Annotated in this window: 16 protein-coding genes and 1 pseudogene; 12 read left to right on the top strand and 5 right to left on the bottom strand. The window is 41.6% G+C overall.

Annotated features, from left to right (window positions below; all coding sequences use genetic code 11):
• Positions 1-216: 216 nt before the first annotated feature.
• Positions 217-1,329 (bottom strand): mechanosensitive ion channel family protein, encoded by a 1,113-nt coding sequence (locus P20439_RS05885; RefSeq protein ID WP_008465268.1) that lies wholly within the window; start codon positions 1,327-1,329, stop codon positions 217-219.
• Between the two features lie 436 nt (positions 1,330-1,765).
• Here P20439_RS05885 and P20439_RS05890 point away from each other — a divergent pair, with 436 nt between their 5' ends.
• On the top strand, positions 1,766-2,713 hold the full coding sequence (locus P20439_RS05890; RefSeq protein WP_008465271.1) for a YihY/virulence factor BrkB family protein: 948 nt from the start codon (positions 1,766-1,768) through the stop codon (positions 2,711-2,713).
• Positions 2,714-2,736: 23 nt separating this feature from the next.
• Here the strand turns inward: P20439_RS05890 and P20439_RS05895 are convergent.
• A pseudogene (locus P20439_RS05895) lies at positions 2,737-5,774 on the bottom strand (EAL domain-containing protein).
• Positions 5,775-6,016: 242 nt separating this feature from the next.
• Here P20439_RS05895 and P20439_RS05900 point away from each other — a divergent pair.
• Positions 6,017-6,862, top strand: a complete 846-nt coding sequence (locus P20439_RS05900; protein ID WP_008110704.1) for a pirin family protein — start codon at positions 6,017-6,019, stop codon at positions 6,860-6,862.
• Between the two features lie 22 nt (positions 6,863-6,884).
• Here P20439_RS05900 and P20439_RS05905 read toward each other — a convergent pair whose 3' ends face one another.
• Genes P20439_RS05905 through P20439_RS05915 form a run of 3 tightly spaced genes read right to left on the bottom strand, consistent with a single transcriptional unit; the run spans position 6,885 to position 7,904 of the window.
• Positions 6,885-7,127, bottom strand: a complete 243-nt coding sequence (locus P20439_RS05905; RefSeq protein WP_008110702.1) for a hypothetical protein — start codon at positions 7,125-7,127, stop codon at positions 6,885-6,887.
• Between the two features lie 13 nt (positions 7,128-7,140).
• Positions 7,141-7,581, bottom strand: a complete 441-nt coding sequence (locus P20439_RS05910) for a hypothetical protein (protein ID WP_008110701.1) — start codon at positions 7,579-7,581, stop codon at positions 7,141-7,143.
• Between the two features lie 5 nt (positions 7,582-7,586).
• The gene (locus P20439_RS05915; RefSeq protein WP_008110700.1) at positions 7,587-7,904 is read right to left on the bottom strand and encodes a hypothetical protein; all 318 of its coding nucleotides are present in this window, start codon (positions 7,902-7,904) and stop codon (positions 7,587-7,589) included.
• Positions 7,905-8,479: 575 nt separating this feature from the next.
• Here P20439_RS05915 and mraZ point away from each other — a divergent pair.
• Genes mraZ through murG form a run of 10 tightly spaced genes read left to right on the top strand, consistent with a single transcriptional unit; the run spans position 8,480 to position 19,554 of the window.
• The gene (gene mraZ / locus P20439_RS05920; RefSeq protein WP_008110699.1) at positions 8,480-8,938 is read left to right on the top strand and encodes a division/cell wall cluster transcriptional repressor MraZ; all 459 of its coding nucleotides are present in this window, start codon (positions 8,480-8,482) and stop codon (positions 8,936-8,938) included.
• Positions 8,939-8,966: 28 nt separating this feature from the next.
• Complete coding sequence (gene rsmH, locus P20439_RS05925; protein ID WP_008110698.1) at positions 8,967-9,905, top strand: 16S rRNA (cytosine(1402)-N(4))-methyltransferase RsmH; 939 nt, start codon at positions 8,967-8,969, stop codon at positions 9,903-9,905.
• Positions 9,902-10,228: a cell division protein FtsL gene (gene ftsL / locus P20439_RS05930; protein WP_008110697.1), complete on the top strand. Its 327-nt coding sequence runs from the start codon at positions 9,902-9,904 to the stop codon at positions 10,226-10,228. The genes rsmH and ftsL overlap by 4 nt, the downstream gene beginning before the upstream one ends.
• Positions 10,225-12,042, top strand: coding sequence for a peptidoglycan glycosyltransferase FtsI (locus tag P20439_RS05935; protein WP_013464053.1), 1,818 nt, complete (start codon positions 10,225-10,227; stop codon positions 12,040-12,042). The genes ftsL and P20439_RS05935 overlap by 4 nt, the downstream gene beginning before the upstream one ends.
• Positions 12,035-13,513, top strand: coding sequence for a UDP-N-acetylmuramoyl-L-alanyl-D-glutamate--2,6-diaminopimelate ligase (gene murE / locus P20439_RS05940; RefSeq protein WP_036933037.1), 1,479 nt, complete (start codon positions 12,035-12,037; stop codon positions 13,511-13,513). Before P20439_RS05935 ends, murE begins: the two co-directional genes overlap by 8 nt.
• Positions 13,510-14,898 (top strand): UDP-N-acetylmuramoyl-tripeptide--D-alanyl-D-alanine ligase, encoded by a 1,389-nt coding sequence (murF, locus tag P20439_RS05945; RefSeq protein WP_008465281.1) that lies wholly within the window; start codon positions 13,510-13,512, stop codon positions 14,896-14,898. The genes murE and murF overlap by 4 nt, the downstream gene beginning before the upstream one ends.
• Positions 14,892-15,974: a phospho-N-acetylmuramoyl-pentapeptide-transferase gene (gene mraY, locus P20439_RS05950; RefSeq protein ID WP_008110692.1), complete on the top strand. Its 1,083-nt coding sequence runs from the start codon at positions 14,892-14,894 to the stop codon at positions 15,972-15,974. Before murF ends, mraY begins: the two co-directional genes overlap by 7 nt.
• Positions 15,975-17,309 carry a UDP-N-acetylmuramoyl-L-alanine--D-glutamate ligase gene (gene murD, locus P20439_RS05955; RefSeq protein ID WP_008465283.1) on the top strand — a complete coding sequence of 445 codons (1,335 nt, stop codon included), beginning with the start codon at positions 15,975-15,977 and terminating at the stop codon, positions 17,307-17,309.
• The gene (gene ftsW, locus P20439_RS05960; protein WP_008465286.1) at positions 17,306-18,481 is read left to right on the top strand and encodes a cell division protein FtsW; all 1,176 of its coding nucleotides are present in this window, start codon (positions 17,306-17,308) and stop codon (positions 18,479-18,481) included. Before murD ends, ftsW begins: the two co-directional genes overlap by 4 nt.
• A complete protein-coding gene (gene murG, locus P20439_RS05965) occupies positions 18,478-19,554 on the top strand; it encodes an undecaprenyldiphospho-muramoylpentapeptide beta-N-acetylglucosaminyltransferase (protein ID WP_008465288.1) in 1,077 nt (358 codons plus the stop codon). Before ftsW ends, murG begins: the two co-directional genes overlap by 4 nt.
• Positions 19,555-19,593 lie beyond the last annotated feature (39 nt).

Below are 19,593 nucleotides of genomic sequence, written 5' to 3' on the forward strand. Positions count from 1 at the left end.
CTTTTTTTGGTTTGGAATAAGCCGTCAGGTTGCGGGCGGCGAGCTTCGGGTTGCGGGCTTAAAACCTAAACTCGACGCGAGACTAACTATCGCCTTCAGGCATAAAAAACCTTGTAATGTTAACCGCAAGGCTTTTAAATTTCTCGAACCTCGAACCTCGAACCTCGAACCTCGAACCTCGAACCTCGAACCTCGAACCTCGAACCTCGAACCTCTCTATATAATATTTTTTCCTTGCTCCGGATCGCGTGATTCATCGGCTTGCTCGCGAATATCATCCGTATCACTACTTACATCATCAATACTGTGTTCGTGCTCTGTGGTTTTATGTTTTTGAATATGTGATTGCTCGTTAATTTCTTCTGTTGTCTCTGTTGTCTCTGTTTTAGCTTCGCTTGCTATGGGATAAATATCTTCACCTTGGCTATTGAGCAATATACGCTCTCTGGCATTGTCAGGCATGCTTATATTATGTTGCGTAAAACTATTGATTAACTCTCGCATAAGCTGTGAGGATACTTTTACCGTGCTGTATTGTTCGCCGTTGACCCAAAAGTAAACGGTAAAGTTAATAGTGGCGGAGCCTAAGTTATCAATCAATACTTGGGGAGGTGGATCGCTAAGCACAGAGGTTTGCTGCGATATTATACTAATTGCCAAACTTTGTGCGTCGCGAATGTCATTATCGTAGCCAATACCGATTGAAAAATGACCGCGCATTTTTGGATTAGCGGTTAAGTTTTTAATGGTATTTTTATACACAGTCGCATTGGGTATTTGAATATGATTGCCATCGTAGTCAACTAAAGTGGTTGCCCGTGCAGTTACTTTTTTAACAATACCAATTCTGCCATCAACTTCTATTACATCATCTATTTTAAATGGACGCTGTACACTTAAAAGTAAACTGGCAATAAAGTTCTCAGCAATATCCCGAAAGGCAAAGCCTAAAATAAGCCCAATTAATCCGGTGCCACTCATAATTGCGACCGCGAATTCGGTGAGTCCTGCCAAGCGTAAAAATAGATAAAACCCGAGTAAAATAATTAAGGTGCTAATACCTCGCCTAGCAACTAGGTGTACTAATTTACTCTTGGTCATGTAAGTAACAGGCTTTATTAACAAGCGTGATAATGGTGTGGCAATTAAATAACTAATCACCAAAATAACAATCCCTAATAATAAAGTGGGCAGTAATTGCATGAATGTGTGTAGTAATTGCACGCTTTGATCTTTTAAAAAGCTCCAGGAAATAGAGTTTGGCTTAACGGTGTCGATTGCTGGAATTGATGTGTTATTAGCGAGTGTTGCAATTAAAGCACTGAGCATAGAGGTCATCCGTGTTAGGTCGAAGTAATTAGGGTCTGTGTTAAACAATAGCAGCAAGTCTAGGGTCTGTTGAACCTTTGCGGATTAATATTTGTTCAAATTAGGGGCAATTTAATCGCGGCGCGAGGTTTGTAACCTAGTGGGCTAAGTAAAAACCGAGCAAACCTTCCGCGTCCTGCTCACGCCCCTTACCTACATCCATGTAGGCAACAAAGAGTTAATTGCCCCTAGGCAGAACCCTTCGGGCAGCGCCTGTTTGGCATTAATGCTACGTTATCGCCTATTTATGGGGAATACCACACCACATAGGCGCTGCCTTGCCTAAATACCAAACAGACTGCTGCAAATTAAACCTTGAAAGGTCAACAGACCCTAATACCAAGCAGTATTTGTTTGGCAAACATTTTGCTACTTAATTAGAAAAAGGGAGTTAACTATGAGTGACTTTAAGCGTGGCCAAAGAGCCAAGCAGCCTAACCATATCCCTCTGCGTGGCTGGTGGGATATTACAAGGCGAATAGTAAAACAAATGAGCCGTGATAATTTATCTTTAGTGGCGGCTGGCGTGGCATTTTATGCGTTACTGGCTATTTTTCCCGCCATTGCGGCATTGGTGTCTGTGTATGCTTATTTTGCATCACCGAATGATATTAGTGTGTATTTAAGTCAGTTTATGGCGTTATTACCACAAAGCACTCAAGAAATTATTTTATCTCAAGTTTCAAGTCTTGCGCAAAAGTCACAAACTAGTTTAAGCCTTAGTGCGCTGGGTACTTTACTGTTAACTATCTGGAGTAGCTCTAAGGGCAGCCAAGCGTTGATCACAGCATGTAATATTAGTTATCACGAATACGAAAAACGCTCATTTTTAAAGGCGCAACTTGTGCGTTTGTTATTTTCAGTGGGTGCAATTGTGGTGGCTGTAATAGCACTGGTAATTATAGGTATATTACCGCTAGCGCTTAATTTACTCGGAATTAAAGAGAGTATTGATTTTTTAATCATGCTTATATCATGGCCGTTGCTGGCATTGACCTTTAACTTTGCATTATTAATTTTATACCGTTATGCGCCTCACAGAAAAGCAGCTAAATGGCGCTGGGTTACCGTGGGCTCATTCACCGCCACCGTATTATGGATTGTGGCATCTTTTGGCTTTTCATTTTATGTATCTCATTTTGCTAGTTACAACGAAACATATGGCTCTTTAGGTGGAGTGGTTATTATGCTTATGTGGCTATTTATTAGCGCTTATATCATTATTTTGGGAGCCACAATCAATGCTGCGTTAGAGCAGCAAACCGCTCAAGACAGCACCATTGGACCAGATAAAAAAAGAGGGCAGCGAGGTGCGTATGTAGCAGACCACCTCGACACAAAATAACCAGTATTAGGGCTAAATGACTTTTATTTCAAACTAATTACTTGATTTGTTGTTATCAGCTGCATAAACGAGGCTTTGTGCAGCGGCTTTGAAAACAAATAGCCTTGGCCATAATCACAACCGGCCTCAAGTAATAAATCCATTTGTAATTTTGTTTCTATGCCTTCGGCAATTACTTTTAAACCAAGCTGGTGAGCCATCATAATAATTGCTTCACATAAGGCCAGCTCTTGGCTGTTTTTTTGAATATTATCAACAAAGCGTTTATCGATTTTTAGGTAGTCGGTATCCATTTCTTGTAAGTAAGCAAGCGATGAGTAACCGGTGCCAAAGTCATCAAGGGCCAATTGCATCCCTGACTTAACCAAGGCTTTTAGGCGGCTTTGGGTCAGTTCTTCAGGATTAACCATCAAGCCTTCGGTAATTTCTGCCACAATACTCGATGCAGGTAAATTTGCTGTCTCAAGCATGCCATACCAATCGTCTATACCACTGTCTGTGGTTGCGAGCTGCACCGGCGATACGTTAATGCTTATTTGAAATTCATCTTGAATGTGTTTTTTAATATCATTAAGTGTTTGCAGTGCTTCAGTAAATACAAATTGACCGAGCGCATTTATTTGTCTAGTTTCTTCAGCTAAGGGAATAAAGTCAGCGGGGCTGATCAGGCCTTTTTCTGGGTGTTGCCATCGAATAAGCCCCTCAGCTTTATGAACGTGTAAATCATCAAGCGATACGATAGGCTGGTAATACAATTCAAACTGTTCTAGTTCTATAGCTGAGCGAAGATCTTTGAGTAGTTGCATTCTTGCGTTTGCATCTTCACGCATATCATGTGAGAAGAACTCAAAGCCATTGCGGCCGCTATTTTTGCTTTATACATAGCTTGGTCAGCGGCTTTAAGTAATTGCTCTGGATTTTGGCCATCATCTGGCGCGCAGGTAATACCAATACTGGCACTGATATACACTTTTTCATCTTCAATAAAAATAGTGGAGGCAAGGCTAAGTAGCAGTGATTTTGCTATTTTTTTGATGTTATCGCTGCCATGTAAATCACTAAATACAACAACAAACTCGTCTCCGCCAATTCGTGCTACAAAGTCAGCCTCTTTGGCCGTTTGCACAATTCGCTCAGACACTAACTTAAGTAATCTATCGCCGTAATGGTGGCCCAATGTGTCGTTAATATCTTTAAAATGATCAATATCTAATAGCATAATGACCAGTTTTTGATCTGCATTGGTAAGGTTTGCGAATCGTTGGTTTAAGCGCTCTTTTAGTTCTAATCGATTAGGCAAATCGGTTAAATGATCAAAGTGCGCTTGTCGCCAAATTAATTCATCTGCTTGTTTTTTCTCGGTTAGGTCGGTAAAAATAGCAATACGACTAGTCGGGACTTTATTTTTATCGTAAATAGTATCGATGGTTAACCATTCAACATACAGCTCGCCATTTTTACGACGATTGGTTATTTCACCTTGCCAGCGGCCTGTTTTATTTATTGACTGCCACATGTAATTATAAAACTGCTTATCGTGTTTACCCGATGATAAAATACCCACCGTTTTATTGAGTACTTCATTCCGAGAATACAAAGTTGTTTCACAAAACGCAGGGTTCACATCATAAATAACCCCATTTTCATCCGTGATTGCCATGCCTTCACTGCTGTTGTTGTAAACTAATGACGCTAAATGCAACGATTTTTGATTTTGCTTTCGTTGTGTGATGTTACTAATAACGATAATAAACTCATCGGCTTTTTTCATTGGGCTAATTTTAGCTTCATAAAACTGATTGTCTTGTTCTTGTTCAAGCTCAACAGTGACAGGGGCGTTCAGGGGTATTAAGTACCCTTGCACTTGTTTTAAATTAGCATCAGAGAATAAACACGATAATTTTTTAGGGGGTGTTGAATGGCTATAATTTAACGATTTAGTACGTCCACCGGTATCAAGAATATTGCCATTGACATCTACGCGTAAAAAAGCATCGGGTAATGCATTAAGCAGGCTATTGAGCTCGTCATGCTTATGTTTAAGGGATGCTTCAGCCGTTAAGCGAGTTTCGGCCATGTATTTAAAACGATGGTAAAGTCTATTTAGCTCAGGACTATTGGGCTGCTCATCGTCATGAGGCATATTACCGGCCGCTAAGCGGTTAACAGCCTGCGTTAAACTTTTAATCGGGGTTAAAATGCTTTTATTGACTAATCGTCTAGCCAATACGGCTAAAAGAAGAGTGGCAATTAAAAAACCTAAAACCATTCTTACAAAGTTAATATCTATCCGCTCAAGTGTTTTATCTATTGGTTGAGTAATATAAATAGAGAGCTTATTGTCATTGCCATCTCGATAGAGAGTCGTTTGATGAAAAACTCTACGGATACCATCTTTTCCTTTAAAAATGACACCTGCTTGTAAATTATGTTCTAAATCAAACTCTTCCAATTTATAACCTAATCTATCGGCTGAAAAAGGGGAGTTGGCTAAAATAAGATTATTAGAGTCAGTGATGGCGACTCGAACTTCTGTCGGTAAATTCAAGCTATTAAGTGCCGAGCTCCACCAGTCTAAAGCAATTACAGTTACTATCACGCCTTCAATATCATTGTTTTCATTAAGAATAGGGGAAGCAAAGTTAATGCTCTGGGCTTCAAGGCTGCGATCGTGCTGGAAATGGCCAATACTAAACTCTTTACTGGCGAGTGCGTTTTTAAAGTAGGGACGATCACTAACGTTGATATTAGGGGCATCATTATTTGAGGAACAAATTAAATCGCCGTCTTTGTTTACTAAACCAATATTCGCGATATTGCCATTGAGTGCCTTAACATCTAAAAAATACGAAGGGCAGCGAGAAGATAAAGACTTAATGTCTTTCTGCTTTTTTGCTAAAAACTCAGTAATATGCTCTACATCATTAATCATGCTTTGCTGCTTGATAATTAGGTACTCAGTGATAGAGCGCACTTTTTTCTCGTGCTCTTTAATAGCCGCGTCACGACTAAACCACAAGGTTACTAAAATGACAGCAGCTACAGGCATGCAAATTAGCATAAGTAGTCGATAAAGCTGATGTTTTAATGATGCAGTAAAAATAATCGTATCCAAATAAATATAGGGTAAAACTCTAACCAATAATTATACCATAAATAACCTTTAATGTACTAAGGTTATATCGCAAATATTAAATTTACTTTTATTGTATATAACTGAAATTTATTAATTAATTTTCGGGTAAAGTCATAATAATAAATTAATATTTTATACTTTTACTTAACCTATTTTAGGCAAAAAAAATGAAAATAACCAAAGTACTAACTGCTTATGCTACCCAAGATGGGGATGGTGTTAATATTCGTCGTATTCCGGGATTTGATGGTAAATATTTAGATCCATTTTTAATGATAGATGAGCTTAAATCTGACGATGAAAGTGATTATATTGGTGGCTTTCCTCCTCATCCTCATAGGGGGATCGAAACCTTTACCTATATTTTAAAAGGCGGATTTGAACATCAAGACCAAATGGGTAACAAAAAGGCGATTCGTGCGGGTGACGTACAATGGATGAGTACCGGTAGCGGTGTTATGCACAGTGAAATGCCCCTTGCCGATGCTGAACAAGGCTTACATGGCTTTCAAATTTGGCTCAATATGCCAAGTGCTCAAAAAATGCGTGAGCCGCAATACCAGGATACCACAGAGCAACCAGTACCGAGTTTTACTAATCAACAAGGTATTAGTCTTAAAGCGCTAGCAGGGACATGGCAATTTGAATCACACCAATTGGCTGCAAGCTTACAAAATTTAGCTGCTAATGGCGCTATAGCCGATGTAGTTTTGCCTGCGGGTGAAGGGCTTAATTTACCGGCTTTAAAACAGCAAAAAGTAATGATTTATATTTATACAGGCTCATTAATATCTCAGACAGGTGACGTGTTTAATGCGGGTAAGTTACTTATATTAGAACCATTGAGTGACATTGCATTACAGGCACAGAAAGCGGCGGGGGTTCTTATTTTAGCAGGTGATCCGCTTAATCAGCCAATTGCACATATGGGACCGTTTGTAATGACCACTGAAGCTGAAATTCGCCAAGCGGTTAGCGATTATCAAAATGGTTTTTTTGGCTCATTGTCGTGATAAATCGATGCGCGAATGACTTTTAAGCAAGTAGCTTTAATAACCAAGTGTATTTTTTTATCGTGTTTGCATCACCTTTAGCAGACTCAACTACAGCGCCAGCTGCAAACGCACTGGCGAGCCCCACTTTTGTTGCTGCAAAGCGTTTGGCTCTGTATTTTATAGCTGCAAGATGCTGACGTTTTAGTTCTGATCGCATAACAACTTCTTTATCTAGCTGTTGCACGCGAGCGTTCGGTGAGTTGATCAAATAATTGATTAACATAATAGTGTGTGCCTTATAATTTAAGCAGCTGCCTTAGGCTATTTAGCGTTTTAGTAAAGCCAATTTTTTTGCTTAGATAAACGGCGTTTCGCCACAGCCAAACTAAACATAAAATTTGTAGGCTGATCACCATTGCAATGCTCAGCCAGATAGAGCTAAACAGATCAAAGGTGGCAAAGCCTACAATACCTAAAAACCCCACCCACAGTAACACCAAGCCACTGGCAAAACATCCTAGTAGAATGGTGATCAGTGCTAAGGATCTTAGCGATAGCTTCCACTCTGCTATTGCCAGCTGATGTGTCAACTTTCCTTGTTGATGATAATCATCCTTGAGCTGCGCTGCATAGTCAGCAAGCTTAGCAACGTGATCTTGCCAGTCATCGGCGTGTTTTGCCGATGACGGCGAATCTGTCCCTTGTGATTCACTTGGTGTTGAGTGTTGGTTTTGCATTAGTATTACTTACGACGAAACAGTGCTGTAACTAACATACCAGCAGCAAACGCCAGACCCGCCGTTGCTAATGGGTTTTCTGATGCGAGTTGACGCGTTTTAGACGAACACTCTGCTAGTTTCTCACGAGCGGCTAACTGCTTTTCATTAAGCGTTTCAGCTGAGCTGCTTGCGCCTTTACGAACGCCACTTTCTGCCGCCGCCGCTTTGCTTGATAATGCATCAACTGCGTCATGCGCTGCTGATGTCGCTTTATCTGTTAGCGGTGCTTCAATCTCTTGTTTTGCATCAATAGGAGTTTTGCTCTTCGTTGCCGTAGCCATAATCAATCCTTAATAGTTTTTTAAAAGTAATTATTTAGATGCAATGATTAAACCAGTCTTTAACCTGTTGTTTTATATAAATTGTATTTTATTTACGAATTTTGAGTGGGTTTATAGCTGTAACTATTGCGACAATAGTTTGTAATTTTTACAAACTAGGACGTGTTGAGCATTCGAGATTGATTTTTTCTTTGTCCACTCGATTACAAACCTCGCGACACGATTAAACCGCATCTAGTTTGACCAAACTCTAATTCACAAAGGTCAGCAGGGCTCAAATAAATTGTAATTATTCACTGTTTATTCATTAAGCAAATAATGCCAACAAGCTAATAAAAAGAACGATAAAAAATTTTTTACTGGCTGATCAGATTTTTTATTTAAACAATTCAACCGCTTTAATCGGAGCCTTATTTTTTCAAGCTTCGCGGGGTGCTAAAGCTGGGTGACTTACTTGACAAAAAGGCTTGTCAAGCCCTAAACTGGAGCACTGTGGTAAAAAGTGGTGTTTAGTGGATCAAACTGGATCGGGTTAATCAAAAAGTTGATTAAAATAAATTTACAATAGGCTTTTTATGTTTCGTGGCGCAAGTTCACTGAGTTTGGATGATAAAGGACGTTTTGCGGTACCGACTAAGTACCGAGATACGCTATTGTCTGAAGATCAGGGAACGGTAATTTGCACCGTTGCACTCAATGAGCCTTGCCTTTGGTTATACCCTCTTGCTGAATGGTTAGAAATAGAAAGCCGTTTAGCAAAAATATCTAATATGAATCCTAGAGCACGACGGATGCAACGTATGTTGTTAGGTAATGCGACAGAGTATCAGCTTGATAAAAACGGTCGAATTTTGTTGGCGCCTTCATTGCGCTCACATGCAGAACTTGGCAAAAAAATTATGCTGGTGGGTTTAATGAATAAATTTGAAATTTGGGATGAAGCACGTTGGCACGAGCAAATGCGCCAAGACACTGAGCTTGAAAGGCTCGGTGATTTTGAACCGAATGACGATTTAGATAACTTCACCCTCTAGCAGCAAAATAAAAGGCAAATAACAGCTAATGACAGCGCAATTTGAACACGTATCCGTATTAATGGACGAAACCATAGATGCACTTGCAATTAAGCCCGACGGCATATACATGGATGGTACCTTTGGACGTGGCGGACATTCAGGGCAAATATTAGCGCGCTTAGGTGAAAGCGGTCGTTTGCAGGCCATTGACCAAGATCCACAAGCGATAAAGTCTGCTGAAAAGTTTGCTGATGATCCACGTTTTTCAATTGCTCATTCTCGTTTTTCAAAGTTATACGAGGTAGCTGAGCAAAACGATCTTATTGGTCAGGTTGATGGCATTTTACTTGATATTGGTGTGTCGTCGCCGCAGCTAGATGACGCAGCGCGTGGCTTTAGCTTTATGAAAGATGGTCCGCTCGATATGAGAATGGATCCAAGTACAGGTCGCAGCGCAGCGCAGTGGTTAGCTGAGGCTGAATTAGATGACATTACTCATGTGATCAAAAAGCTAGGTGAAGAAAAATTTGGTAAGCGCATTGCGCACAAAATTTTAGAAGTGCGTGAACACACGCCAATCACTACCACTAAGCAGCTCGCAGATTTAGTTGATGAAGCCGTACCGGTGAAAGATAAGTTTAAACACCCTGCAACGCGGACTTTCCAGGCTATTCGTATTTATATCAATAGCGAATTAGAGGAAATTCAAACGGCATTACAAGCGGCGATTAAAGTTCTTAAGCCGGGTGGTCGCTTAGTTGTTATTTCTTTTCACTCTTTAGAAGATCGCATTGTAAAACAATTTATTAAAAAACAGAGTAAGGGAGAAGCGATACCCAGAGGTCTGCCTTTAACCGACGCACAAATAAATAAAAACCTGACGTTAAAAGCAGTGGGTAAAGCTATTAAACCAAGTGCTGATGAAGTGGCTCGCAATCCACGCTCTCGTAGCTCAGTACTAAGGATTGCACAGAGGTTGGGATGAGTAAAAAAGCGAGCTATCGCCAACCCAATTTATTTCTTGAAATAATTAAAGGCCTAGGTGCGAACAAGATCACCTTGGCCTTGTTGGTTGTGATATTCGCATCAAGCTTGAGTGTGGTGCAAGTAACTCATCTCTCTCGAGCGCAATTAATTGAGCAAGATTCGTTGCTCCAAGAGCGTGACGAATTGGATTTAGAATGGCGTTATTTTTTAGTTGAAGAAGAGTTTTATTCACAACATGCGCGCATTGAAGAAGTGGCAACGTCACAACTCGAAATGAAGCGGCCAACCAGCCAAGATGAGCAGGTAATTATATTACAATGAGAATGCGAGGCAAAAAACCAGTCAATAACCTAATCGCATGGCGCTTTATTTTAGTGTGCGCGGTGATTTTTTTAGTGTTTGTGACCTTGGTATCGCGTGCTGCGTACTTGCAAGTAATTGAACCGGATAAAGCGCGCTCTGAAAGCGATAAACGTACGGTACGGATTGAAAAACTGCATGTGCAACGCGGGATGATTTTCGATCGTAACGGTAAAGAGCTTGCCGTTAGTGTGCCTGTGGTAAGCGTGTATGCAGATCCTAAAGCCCTGCATAAATCACTGGTTAGTAAAGTACTTAGGCAAGCACGCAAAAACGGTGAAGATCAGCAAACGCTTCGTGAAAATGTTGCTGAGTTAAATAAGCGTACCGCCCTGTATTATAAAAATGATTTACGCTGGCGTGAATTGGCTGATGTGTTGCGCATTGAGCCTAGTAAAATTAACACGCGATTACTTGATGATCCTACTCGTCGCTTTGTGTATTTAAAACGCCAAGTGACTCCCGCTGTGGCTAATTACATCGGTGATTTACGCCTACCTGGTATTCATTTATTAGATGAATCAAAACGTTATTACCCTGCTGGTGAAGTAAGTGCGCATGTTATTGGGTTTACCAATATTGATGGTAAAGGCATTGAGGGCATAGAAAAGCTTTATGAAAACGCGTTAACCGGTGAAGAAGGTCGCCGTACCATTCGCAAAGATGCGCAAGGGCGTGAAGTTGAAGTGCTTGATGAACGCGAGCGAGTAGAGCCTGAAAGCATTCAGCTAAGTATTGATCAGCGAATTCAAGCCATTGCTTATAAAGCAGTTAAATCAGCGGTATTAACTTATAAAGCGACCTCAGGTTCTGCCATGGTAGTAGATGTTAAAACCGGTGAAGTCTTGGCCATGGTCAATAGCCCATCATTTAATCCTAACAACTTAAGCGGGGCGGCTCCTCATAAACGTCGTAACCGCGCTATTACCGATTTGTTTGAACCCGGCTCAACTGTTAAGCCTCTAGCCATTTTAGCTGGATTAGACTACGGCACAATCCAACCGGATGACAAAGTTGATACCTACCCAGGCTGGATGCGCTTAGGGGGCAGCTTAGTACAAGATACCCGTAATCATGGCGAAATGACGCTGCGCGAAATTTTAAAATACTCCAGTAATATGGGAGTAACCAAAATAAGCCAAACAGTACCCAAAGAGTACTTTGTGGGCCTGTATCAAAAAGTGGGGTTTGGCAGTGATAGTGGTACTGGCATGGTAGGCGAAAGTAGTGGCTTATTTTACCCTAATCGCCGTTGGTCAGATCATGAAATTGCAGCGCTCTCGTTTGGTTACAATATTGCCGTGAGTACCGCGCAAATGGCACGTTTTTACGCCATGTTAGGGGCAGGCGGAGTTAATCGTCCGCTTACTGTACTAAAGCAAGATTCTATACCTGAAGGTGAGCGTGTCTTTCAACAAGAAGATGTTGAAGCCGTTGTCCATATGATGGAAAGCGTATTTGAAGAAGGCGGTACCGCACGTCGCGTTAAAGTGGATGGTTACCGCGCTGCTGGTAAAACAGGCACCTCTAAAAAAGCCGCCGCAGGGGGCTATGGTGACGAATATGTAGGTTATTTTGCGGGCATTGCCCCTGCCAGTAACCCGCGATTAGCCGTTGTGGTATTAATCAACGAGCCCGGTGGAGATGTTTATTATGGCGGCGCAACAGCAGGTCCAGCGTTTGCCGAAATAATCTCTAATTCATTAAGAATTTTAAACGTTGCCCCAGACAAAGACTCGGTGGCATACGTGAAGGGCAAAGATGATGGTGCGTGATTTACACACAATTTTAAAACATTTAGAAATAGATGCAGCACGTTTAATGGTAAACGAGCTGCGTTTAGATAGCCGCGATGTAAAACCAGGTGATGTGTTTGTGGCGATAAAAGGGCACCAGTTAGATGGTGGGCACTTTATTAGTAAAGCAATTGAAAATGGTGCCAGTGCAATTATTGCCGACAGACTGTGTGAATTTGAAAGTGATTTTGAGCCGCTTTATTTAGTCTCAGAATTGAATAAGAAACTGCCTGTATTGGCGAGTCAATTTTATCAACAACCGAGCAAGCACTTAGATTTAGTTGGCGTAACGGGCACCAATGGTAAATCGACTACCACAGCAATGATTGCTCATTTAGCGCAATTTTGTCATACCCAAGCCGCTATTATTGGTACCTTAGGTTATGGCCATCCAGATAACTTAACACCACTGCAAAATACTACGCCTTCAGCAGTCGATTTACAGCGTATTTTAAGCGACTTAAAAAATGAGCAACACCAATTGGTTGCTATGGAAGTGTCATCGCATGGTTTGGTACAGCACCGTGTTGATCAGTGTCATTTTAAAGCGGCGGTTTTTACTAACTTGTCGCGCGATCACTTAGATTACCATGGCGATATGCAAAGCTATGGTGATGCTAAATTGATGCTGTTTCGTGATTTTGATGCTGACCATGTCATTCTTAATCAGGATGACGGACAAGCAGAACAATGGATTGAAAAATACAGCTTTAATAGTCTTATTTGTTATGGCCGTAAAAACTTAGCCCCTAAAAATTCACAGTTTGTATATTTTTCAGATGTTCAGTATTTAGCAACCGGTATTTCGGCGCAATTAACTACTAGCTGGGGTGATGTTGCCATAAAATCACCGCTGTTTGGTGAATTTAACCTTTATAATCTAACGGCTGCGTTAGCAACGCTATTAGCGCTAGGCTATCCATTAACACAGTTAGTAGCAGGATGTGAGTATTTACAGCCGGTAGCCGGCAGGATGCAAGCATTTACAGCGCCAAGTATGCCTACTTGCGTTGTTGATTACGCGCATACGCCAGATGCGTTGGCTTTAGCGTTACAAGCGCTGCAGCAACATGTACCAGGTGGAGTGAGTTGTGTGTTTGGTTGTGGCGGCGACAGAGATAAAGGAAAGCGTGTACTAATGGCACAAGCTGCTGAGCAGTTTGCAGACAAAGTGATCATTACCAGTGATAACCCACGCTCTGAAGACCCTAATGACATTATTAATGATGTAGCTGCGGGATTAGAGCATCCAGAAAACGCTCATTTAGAGGCCGAACGCGGTGCCGCGATACAATTTGCTATAGATAACGCAAAAGCCGGTGAGGTTATTTTAATTGCCGGTAAAGGGCATGAAGACTATCAAATTATAGGCGATACACGCATCGATTTTTGCGACCGCCAATTTGTACAACAACAATTAAAAAAAGCAGTAAGAGGGTCTCAAGCATGATCCCAATGGATTTTGATTGGCTAGCTAATGTGCTAGCAACCGATTATCAAGGTGATAATCGCAAGGTGATAAATATAAACACCGACACCCGTACTTTGTGTGATGGTGAAGTGTTTTTGGCGCTTAAGGGCCCAAATTTTGATGGCCATAAATTTATTGAACAAGCAAAACAAAAAGGCGCTATAGGCGTGATTGTCGATCACGCTGTTGATACCGATATTGCTCAATTTGTAGTTGCCGATACCCGTATTGCATTAGGCACAATTGGTACAGCAGTGATGGCGCAAGTTGCACCTAAAACTATCGCTATTACTGGCAGTGTAGGTAAAACAACAGTTAAAGAAATGTGTGCCGCTATTTTATCAAGTAAAGGGGATGTATTAGCCACTAAAGGTAATTTTAACAACGACATTGGCGTACCGTTAACTTTACTCAGATTAGAGCCACAACATCGCTTTGCGGTTATTGAATTAGGCGCTAACCACATAGGTGAAATTGCGTACACCACCGCGATGACCAAACCGGATGTAGCTGTGGTATGTAATGTTGCTGCTGCCCACTTGGAAGGCTTTGGTAGCCTGCAAGGTGTGGCACAAGCAAAAGGTGAAATTTACGACGGATTAAAAGAGGATGGCATCGCCATCGTCAATTGCGATAGTGACTTTAGTCAATATTGGCTTGATAAGTTAGCAACGCGCAATATTAAATGTTTTTCGAGTAGTGAAAAGCTCGATATTTGGGCTGAAGACATCAGCCTAGATGCACAAGCTCGCGCAAGCTTTACTTTGTGCACCAAGCAACACAGTGTGCCGGTTAAGTTAGCACTGCCAGGTAAACACAATATTAGTAACGCGCTTATTGCTGCGGCGTTAACCAGTGAGTTTGACGTGTCACTTAAGGACATTGCCAGCGCGTTAGCGACCATGGGTGAAGTTAAAGGACGGGTTAACCTAATTGAAGCCAGTGATTCACTCACCATTATCGATGATACATACAATGCCAACGTAAAGTCGGTGAAAGCCGCGATTGATTTACTTAGTGATATTCAAGGTCATCGTATTTTGGCACTCGGTGATATGGGTGAACTTGGCGAAGATGCCCGTAAATATCATCAAGAAGTCGGTGAATACGCATTAGCGCAAGGCATTGATGAGTTATTTACACTCGGAGTATTAAGTAAATGTGCCAGTGATGTATTTGGGCTGCCAAATCGCCATTTCTCTAATCGTGAGCAAATGCTGCAGCAAATTCAAAACAGCATTAGCAAAGTAGATAAAAAAATTACCCTTGTCGTGAAAGGATCACGCAGTTCTCGCATGGAGCTTTTAGTAACCGATTTAGTTAATGGCCAGCAACAAGCCATCAATGGAGTATCATCATGTTAGTTTGGCTGGCTGAGTATTTAACTCAATATTATAGTGGCTTTAATGTTTTTTCGTATTTAACCCTGCGTGCCATTTTAGGTATTTTAACCGCATTGATGATGTCGTTGTATTTTGGTCCTAAGTTAATTCGTGCGCTGCAACGCATGCAAATAGGACAAACAGTACGTGATGATGGTCCGCAATCGCACCTATCTAAATCGGGTACGCCGACCATGGGTGGCTTACTTATTTTAGGGGCTATTTTTACCAGCACATTATTATGGGCAGACTTGTCTAATAAATACGTATGGGCCACTTTATTTGTAATTGGCTCATTAGGTATTGTGGGCTTTATTGATGATTACCGTAAGGTGATCCGTAAAGATCCAAAAGGACTTATTGCAAAGTGGAAATACTTTTGGCAATCGGTAATTGCACTGGTTGTAGCCACTGCGCTTTACATGAGCAGCACACAAGCAACTGAAACGTCACTGGTAGTGCCATTTTTTAAAGATGTACTGCCACAGCTGGGGCTGTTTTATATCGTGATCACCTACTTTGCGTTGGTGGGCACGTCAAACGCGGTTAATTTAACCGACGGTCTAGACGGTTTAGCCATTGTACCTACTATTTTAGTGGCTGCAGCACTGGCCATTATTGCTTACTTAACGGGTAATATTAATTTTTCGGCTTATTTGCATATTCCGCATCTACCACTGGCGAGTGAGTTGGTTGTGGTATGTACCGCTATTGTAGGGGCTGGGTTAGGTTTTTTATGGTTTAACACGTATCCTGCGCAAGTATTTATGGGCGATGTAGGCTCATTAGCACTGGGTGGTGCATTGGGGATTATTGCCGTACTTGTTCGCCAAGAGCTGTTACTGATTATTATGGGGGGCGTGTTTGTAATGGAAGCGCTATCGGTAATTTTACAAGTTGGCTCTTACAAATTACGTGGGCAACGCATTTTTAGAATGGCGCCTATTCATCACCATTACGAACTTAAAGGTTGGCCGGAGCCACGCGTTATTGTGCGCTTTTGGATAATTTCTATTGTGCTGGTACTCGCTGGCCTTGCGACATTAAAGATCCGATAAATGCAGTATTTAAACGAGATAAAAAATAAACACATAACAGTGCTCGGACTCGGTGTAACCGGTCTGGGCATTGTGCGTTTTTTATTATCTCAATCAATACAGCCTTATGTGGTCGATAGCAGAGAGAATCCGCCAGGTGTTGATTGGCTCAATCAGCACGCACCTCAATTAAAAACGCACTTTGGTGACCTAGAAAATGCGGCGCTCAGTGCTTGCGATATGATTATTATTAGTCCCGGGCTGGGCTTAAAAACACCAGCAATTGCTAAGGCAATTAACGCAGGCGTTGAAGTGATTGGTGATGTTGAGTTATTTGCGCGCATTAATAGCAAACCAGTCGTTGCTGTAACAGGCTCAAATGGCAAATCAACCGTAGTAACACTTGCCTACGAAGTATTAAAAACCGCAGGTTATAAAGTGGCACTCGGTGGTAACATCGGTACAGCTGTACTGGATTTACTTGACGGTGACTTTGATGTATTTGTATTGGAGCTATCAAGTTTTCAGCTTGATACCACACGCAGCCTAAAAACGACGAGTGCAACCGTGCTTAATATTTCAGAAGATCATCTCGATCGTTATGATAGTTACCAAGCCTATATAGATTCAAAACTAAGTATTTATAATGGTGCTGAACACATAGTGATTAATGCTGACGATAAGCAAACACACCCTGTGAATCGCACGTTAGCACCACAACTGAGCTTTGGTGAAACACAAGGCAATTACCACTTAGCAAAGCACAATAGCGAAGCGCACTTTATGGTAAAGGGCGAAGCTTATTTACCAGTAAGTACTTTAGCCGTTGTGGGTAAGCATAACTATTTAAATACCTTGGCAGTGATGGCGTTACTCAGCCCATTTACAATTACTAAGGCGCATTACAAAACCGCATTATCTCAATTTAATGGCTTAGCGCACCGTTGTCAGTTTGTGGGTGAGTTTAATGGCATTAAATACTTTAACGACTCTAAAGCCACTAATGTAGGCGCAACAGTGGCGGCAATAGATAGTTTAGCGGGTAAGCACGAAAACCTAGTCGTGATTGCTGGTGGTGATGCTAAAGGTGCGGATTTAGAGGTGTTAAAGCCTTATATTGAAAAGCATGTAAAAGCGCTGATTTGTTTTGGTAAAGATGCCAAAGATTTAGTGGCACTCAGTGCTAAAGGTCATTTAACCAATAATATGTCTGAGGCTGTGACGCTTGCAAAGCAATTAAGTAAATCGGGCGATACCGTTTTACTCGCACCTGCCTGTGCCAGCATTGATATGTATAACAATTATATGCAACGCGGCGATGATTTTGTGCAATGTGTATTGCAGGGGCAGTCATGATTGCTTTTGCGGATATTAAAGAGGCTCTCACCCCTAAACCTTCAGCGCAGCTTTATGATGTGCCACTGCTTTATTGCATGCTAATGCTGATTGGTGTGGGCTTTGTGATGGTAACCAGTGCCTCAATGCCGACAGCCGATAGACTGTTTGGTAATATTTATCATTTTACTATCCGCCATGGCATTTTTTTAGGGCTATCGTTTTGTTTATTTTGCATTAGTACTCAAGTACCTATGTCGTGGTGGAAAAAAGCTAACCCCTATTTATTACTAATCGGTTTAGTACTGTTATTAGTGGTACTTATTGTAGGACGTGAAGTCAATGGTTCGACCCGCTGGATACCCGTAGGACCGTTTAATATTCAAGCCTCGGAGCTCGCTAAGTTGTTCTTTTTTAGTTATATCGCAGGCTACTTAGTACGTAAGCGCAATGAAGTTCAAGAAAACATAAAAGGCTTTGCTAAACCCATAGCGGTATTTGCAGTTTATGCAGCACTTATTTTAATGCAGCCCGATTTAGGGACTGTGGTGGTGATGTTTGTTACTACGGTTGGTTTGTTGTTTTTAGCCGGTGCCAAGCTTTGGCAGTTTTTTGCACTTATTTTAACCGGTATTGCGCTAGTGGTTGGGCTTATTGTGTTAGAGCCATATCGTATGGCGCGTGTGGTTGGCTTTTTAGAACCTTGGGATGACCCTTTTGGCAAAGGCTACCAATTAGTGCAATCACTAATGGCTTATAGTCAAGGCGATTGGTTTGGCCAAGGCCTAGGAAACAGCGTACAAAAATTACAATATTTACCAGAAGCGCACACCGACTTTATTTTTGCTGTTATTGCTGAAGAGTTAGGTTTTATGGGGGTGCTGAGTATTTTAATGGTACTCGGTACTTTAGTATTTAGAGCTTTACTCATTGGCCAAAATGCGCTTAAAAACGGTAAAGAATATGAAGGCTATTTAGCTTTAGCTATCGGTATTTGGTTTGCATTTCAAACTATGGTTAATGTAGGCGCCAGTGCCGGTATATTACCAACCAAAGGACTAACCCTACCGTTTATTTCCTATGGTGGCTCAAGTTTATTAATGATGACCATAGCCACTGGTATTTTATTACGGGTAGATTTTGAAACGAAGATGGCAACTAAACAGGCCACGTCGGGGGGAGCTAAACGATGAGTAAAAAAATAGTCGTTGTAGCAGGGGGCACAGGTGGACATATTTTCCCGGGGATTGCGGTTGCTGATTATCTCAAACAGCAAGGTTGGCAAGTTAGCTGGATAGGCACTCCAGATAGAATGGAAGCCAGTGTCGTGCCCAAGCACAACATAGAAATTGATTTTATTGATGTAAAAGGCGTGCGAGGTAATGGTTTAAAACGCCTCATTAAAGCGCCATTCATGGTTATTAATGCAATATTGCAGGCGCGTAAAGTATTAAAACAACAACGCCCTGACGTGGTTTTAGCTATGGGCGGCTACGTGACAGGCCCTACGGGTATTGCGGCAAAAAGTCTCGGTATCCCTTTGGTAATTCATGAGCAAAACGCCGTAGCTGGTATGAGCAATAAATGGCTAGCGAAATTTGCGAATCGCGTATTAGCTGCATTTCCAAGTGCTTTTGCCAGTGGTAAAGCTGAGCTGGTGGGTAACCCTGTGCGTCAGAGTGTAGTTGATATACCTAAGCGGGAAATATCAAGTCCAATTAATATGCTTGTAGTGGGTGGCTCACTAGGTGCGCAAGTACTTAACCAAACACTGCCTGAAGCATTTAAGCGCTTAAATGATACCTGTGCCATTAATGTTTGGCACCAAACTGGTAAAGGCCATTTTGCTAGTGTGAGCGAAAGTTACCAGCAGCAACAAATGGGCGATGAACAAGTAACTGTTGCTGAATTTATTGATGATATGGATACCGCTTATGGCTGGGCCGATATTGTAATTTGTCGCGCCGGAGCGCTAACGGTTAGTGAAATTGCTGCAGCAGGTAAAATGGCGGTATTTGTACCGTTTCCACATGCGGTTGATGATCACCAAACAGCAAATGCACAGTATTTAGTAATGGCAGAAGGGGCATTATTAATGCCACAGGGGCAATTTAATCAGCGCAGCATTGTTGAACTTTTAAGTCCCTATTTAGCCGAACCTTTATTAATAACTAAAATGGCTGCTAAAGCAAAGCAGCAGGCTATTTTAGATGCCACAGCCAGCGTCGCTATGCACTGTGAGCAAGTAACAAATAAGAGAATATAAGTGAAACAGACATTAGCAAAAGAAAAATATACACGCCCT

It is taken from the genome of Pseudoalteromonas sp. BSi20439, assembly GCF_000241165.1.
Taxonomy (GTDB): Bacteria; Pseudomonadota; Gammaproteobacteria; order Enterobacterales; family Alteromonadaceae; genus Pseudoalteromonas.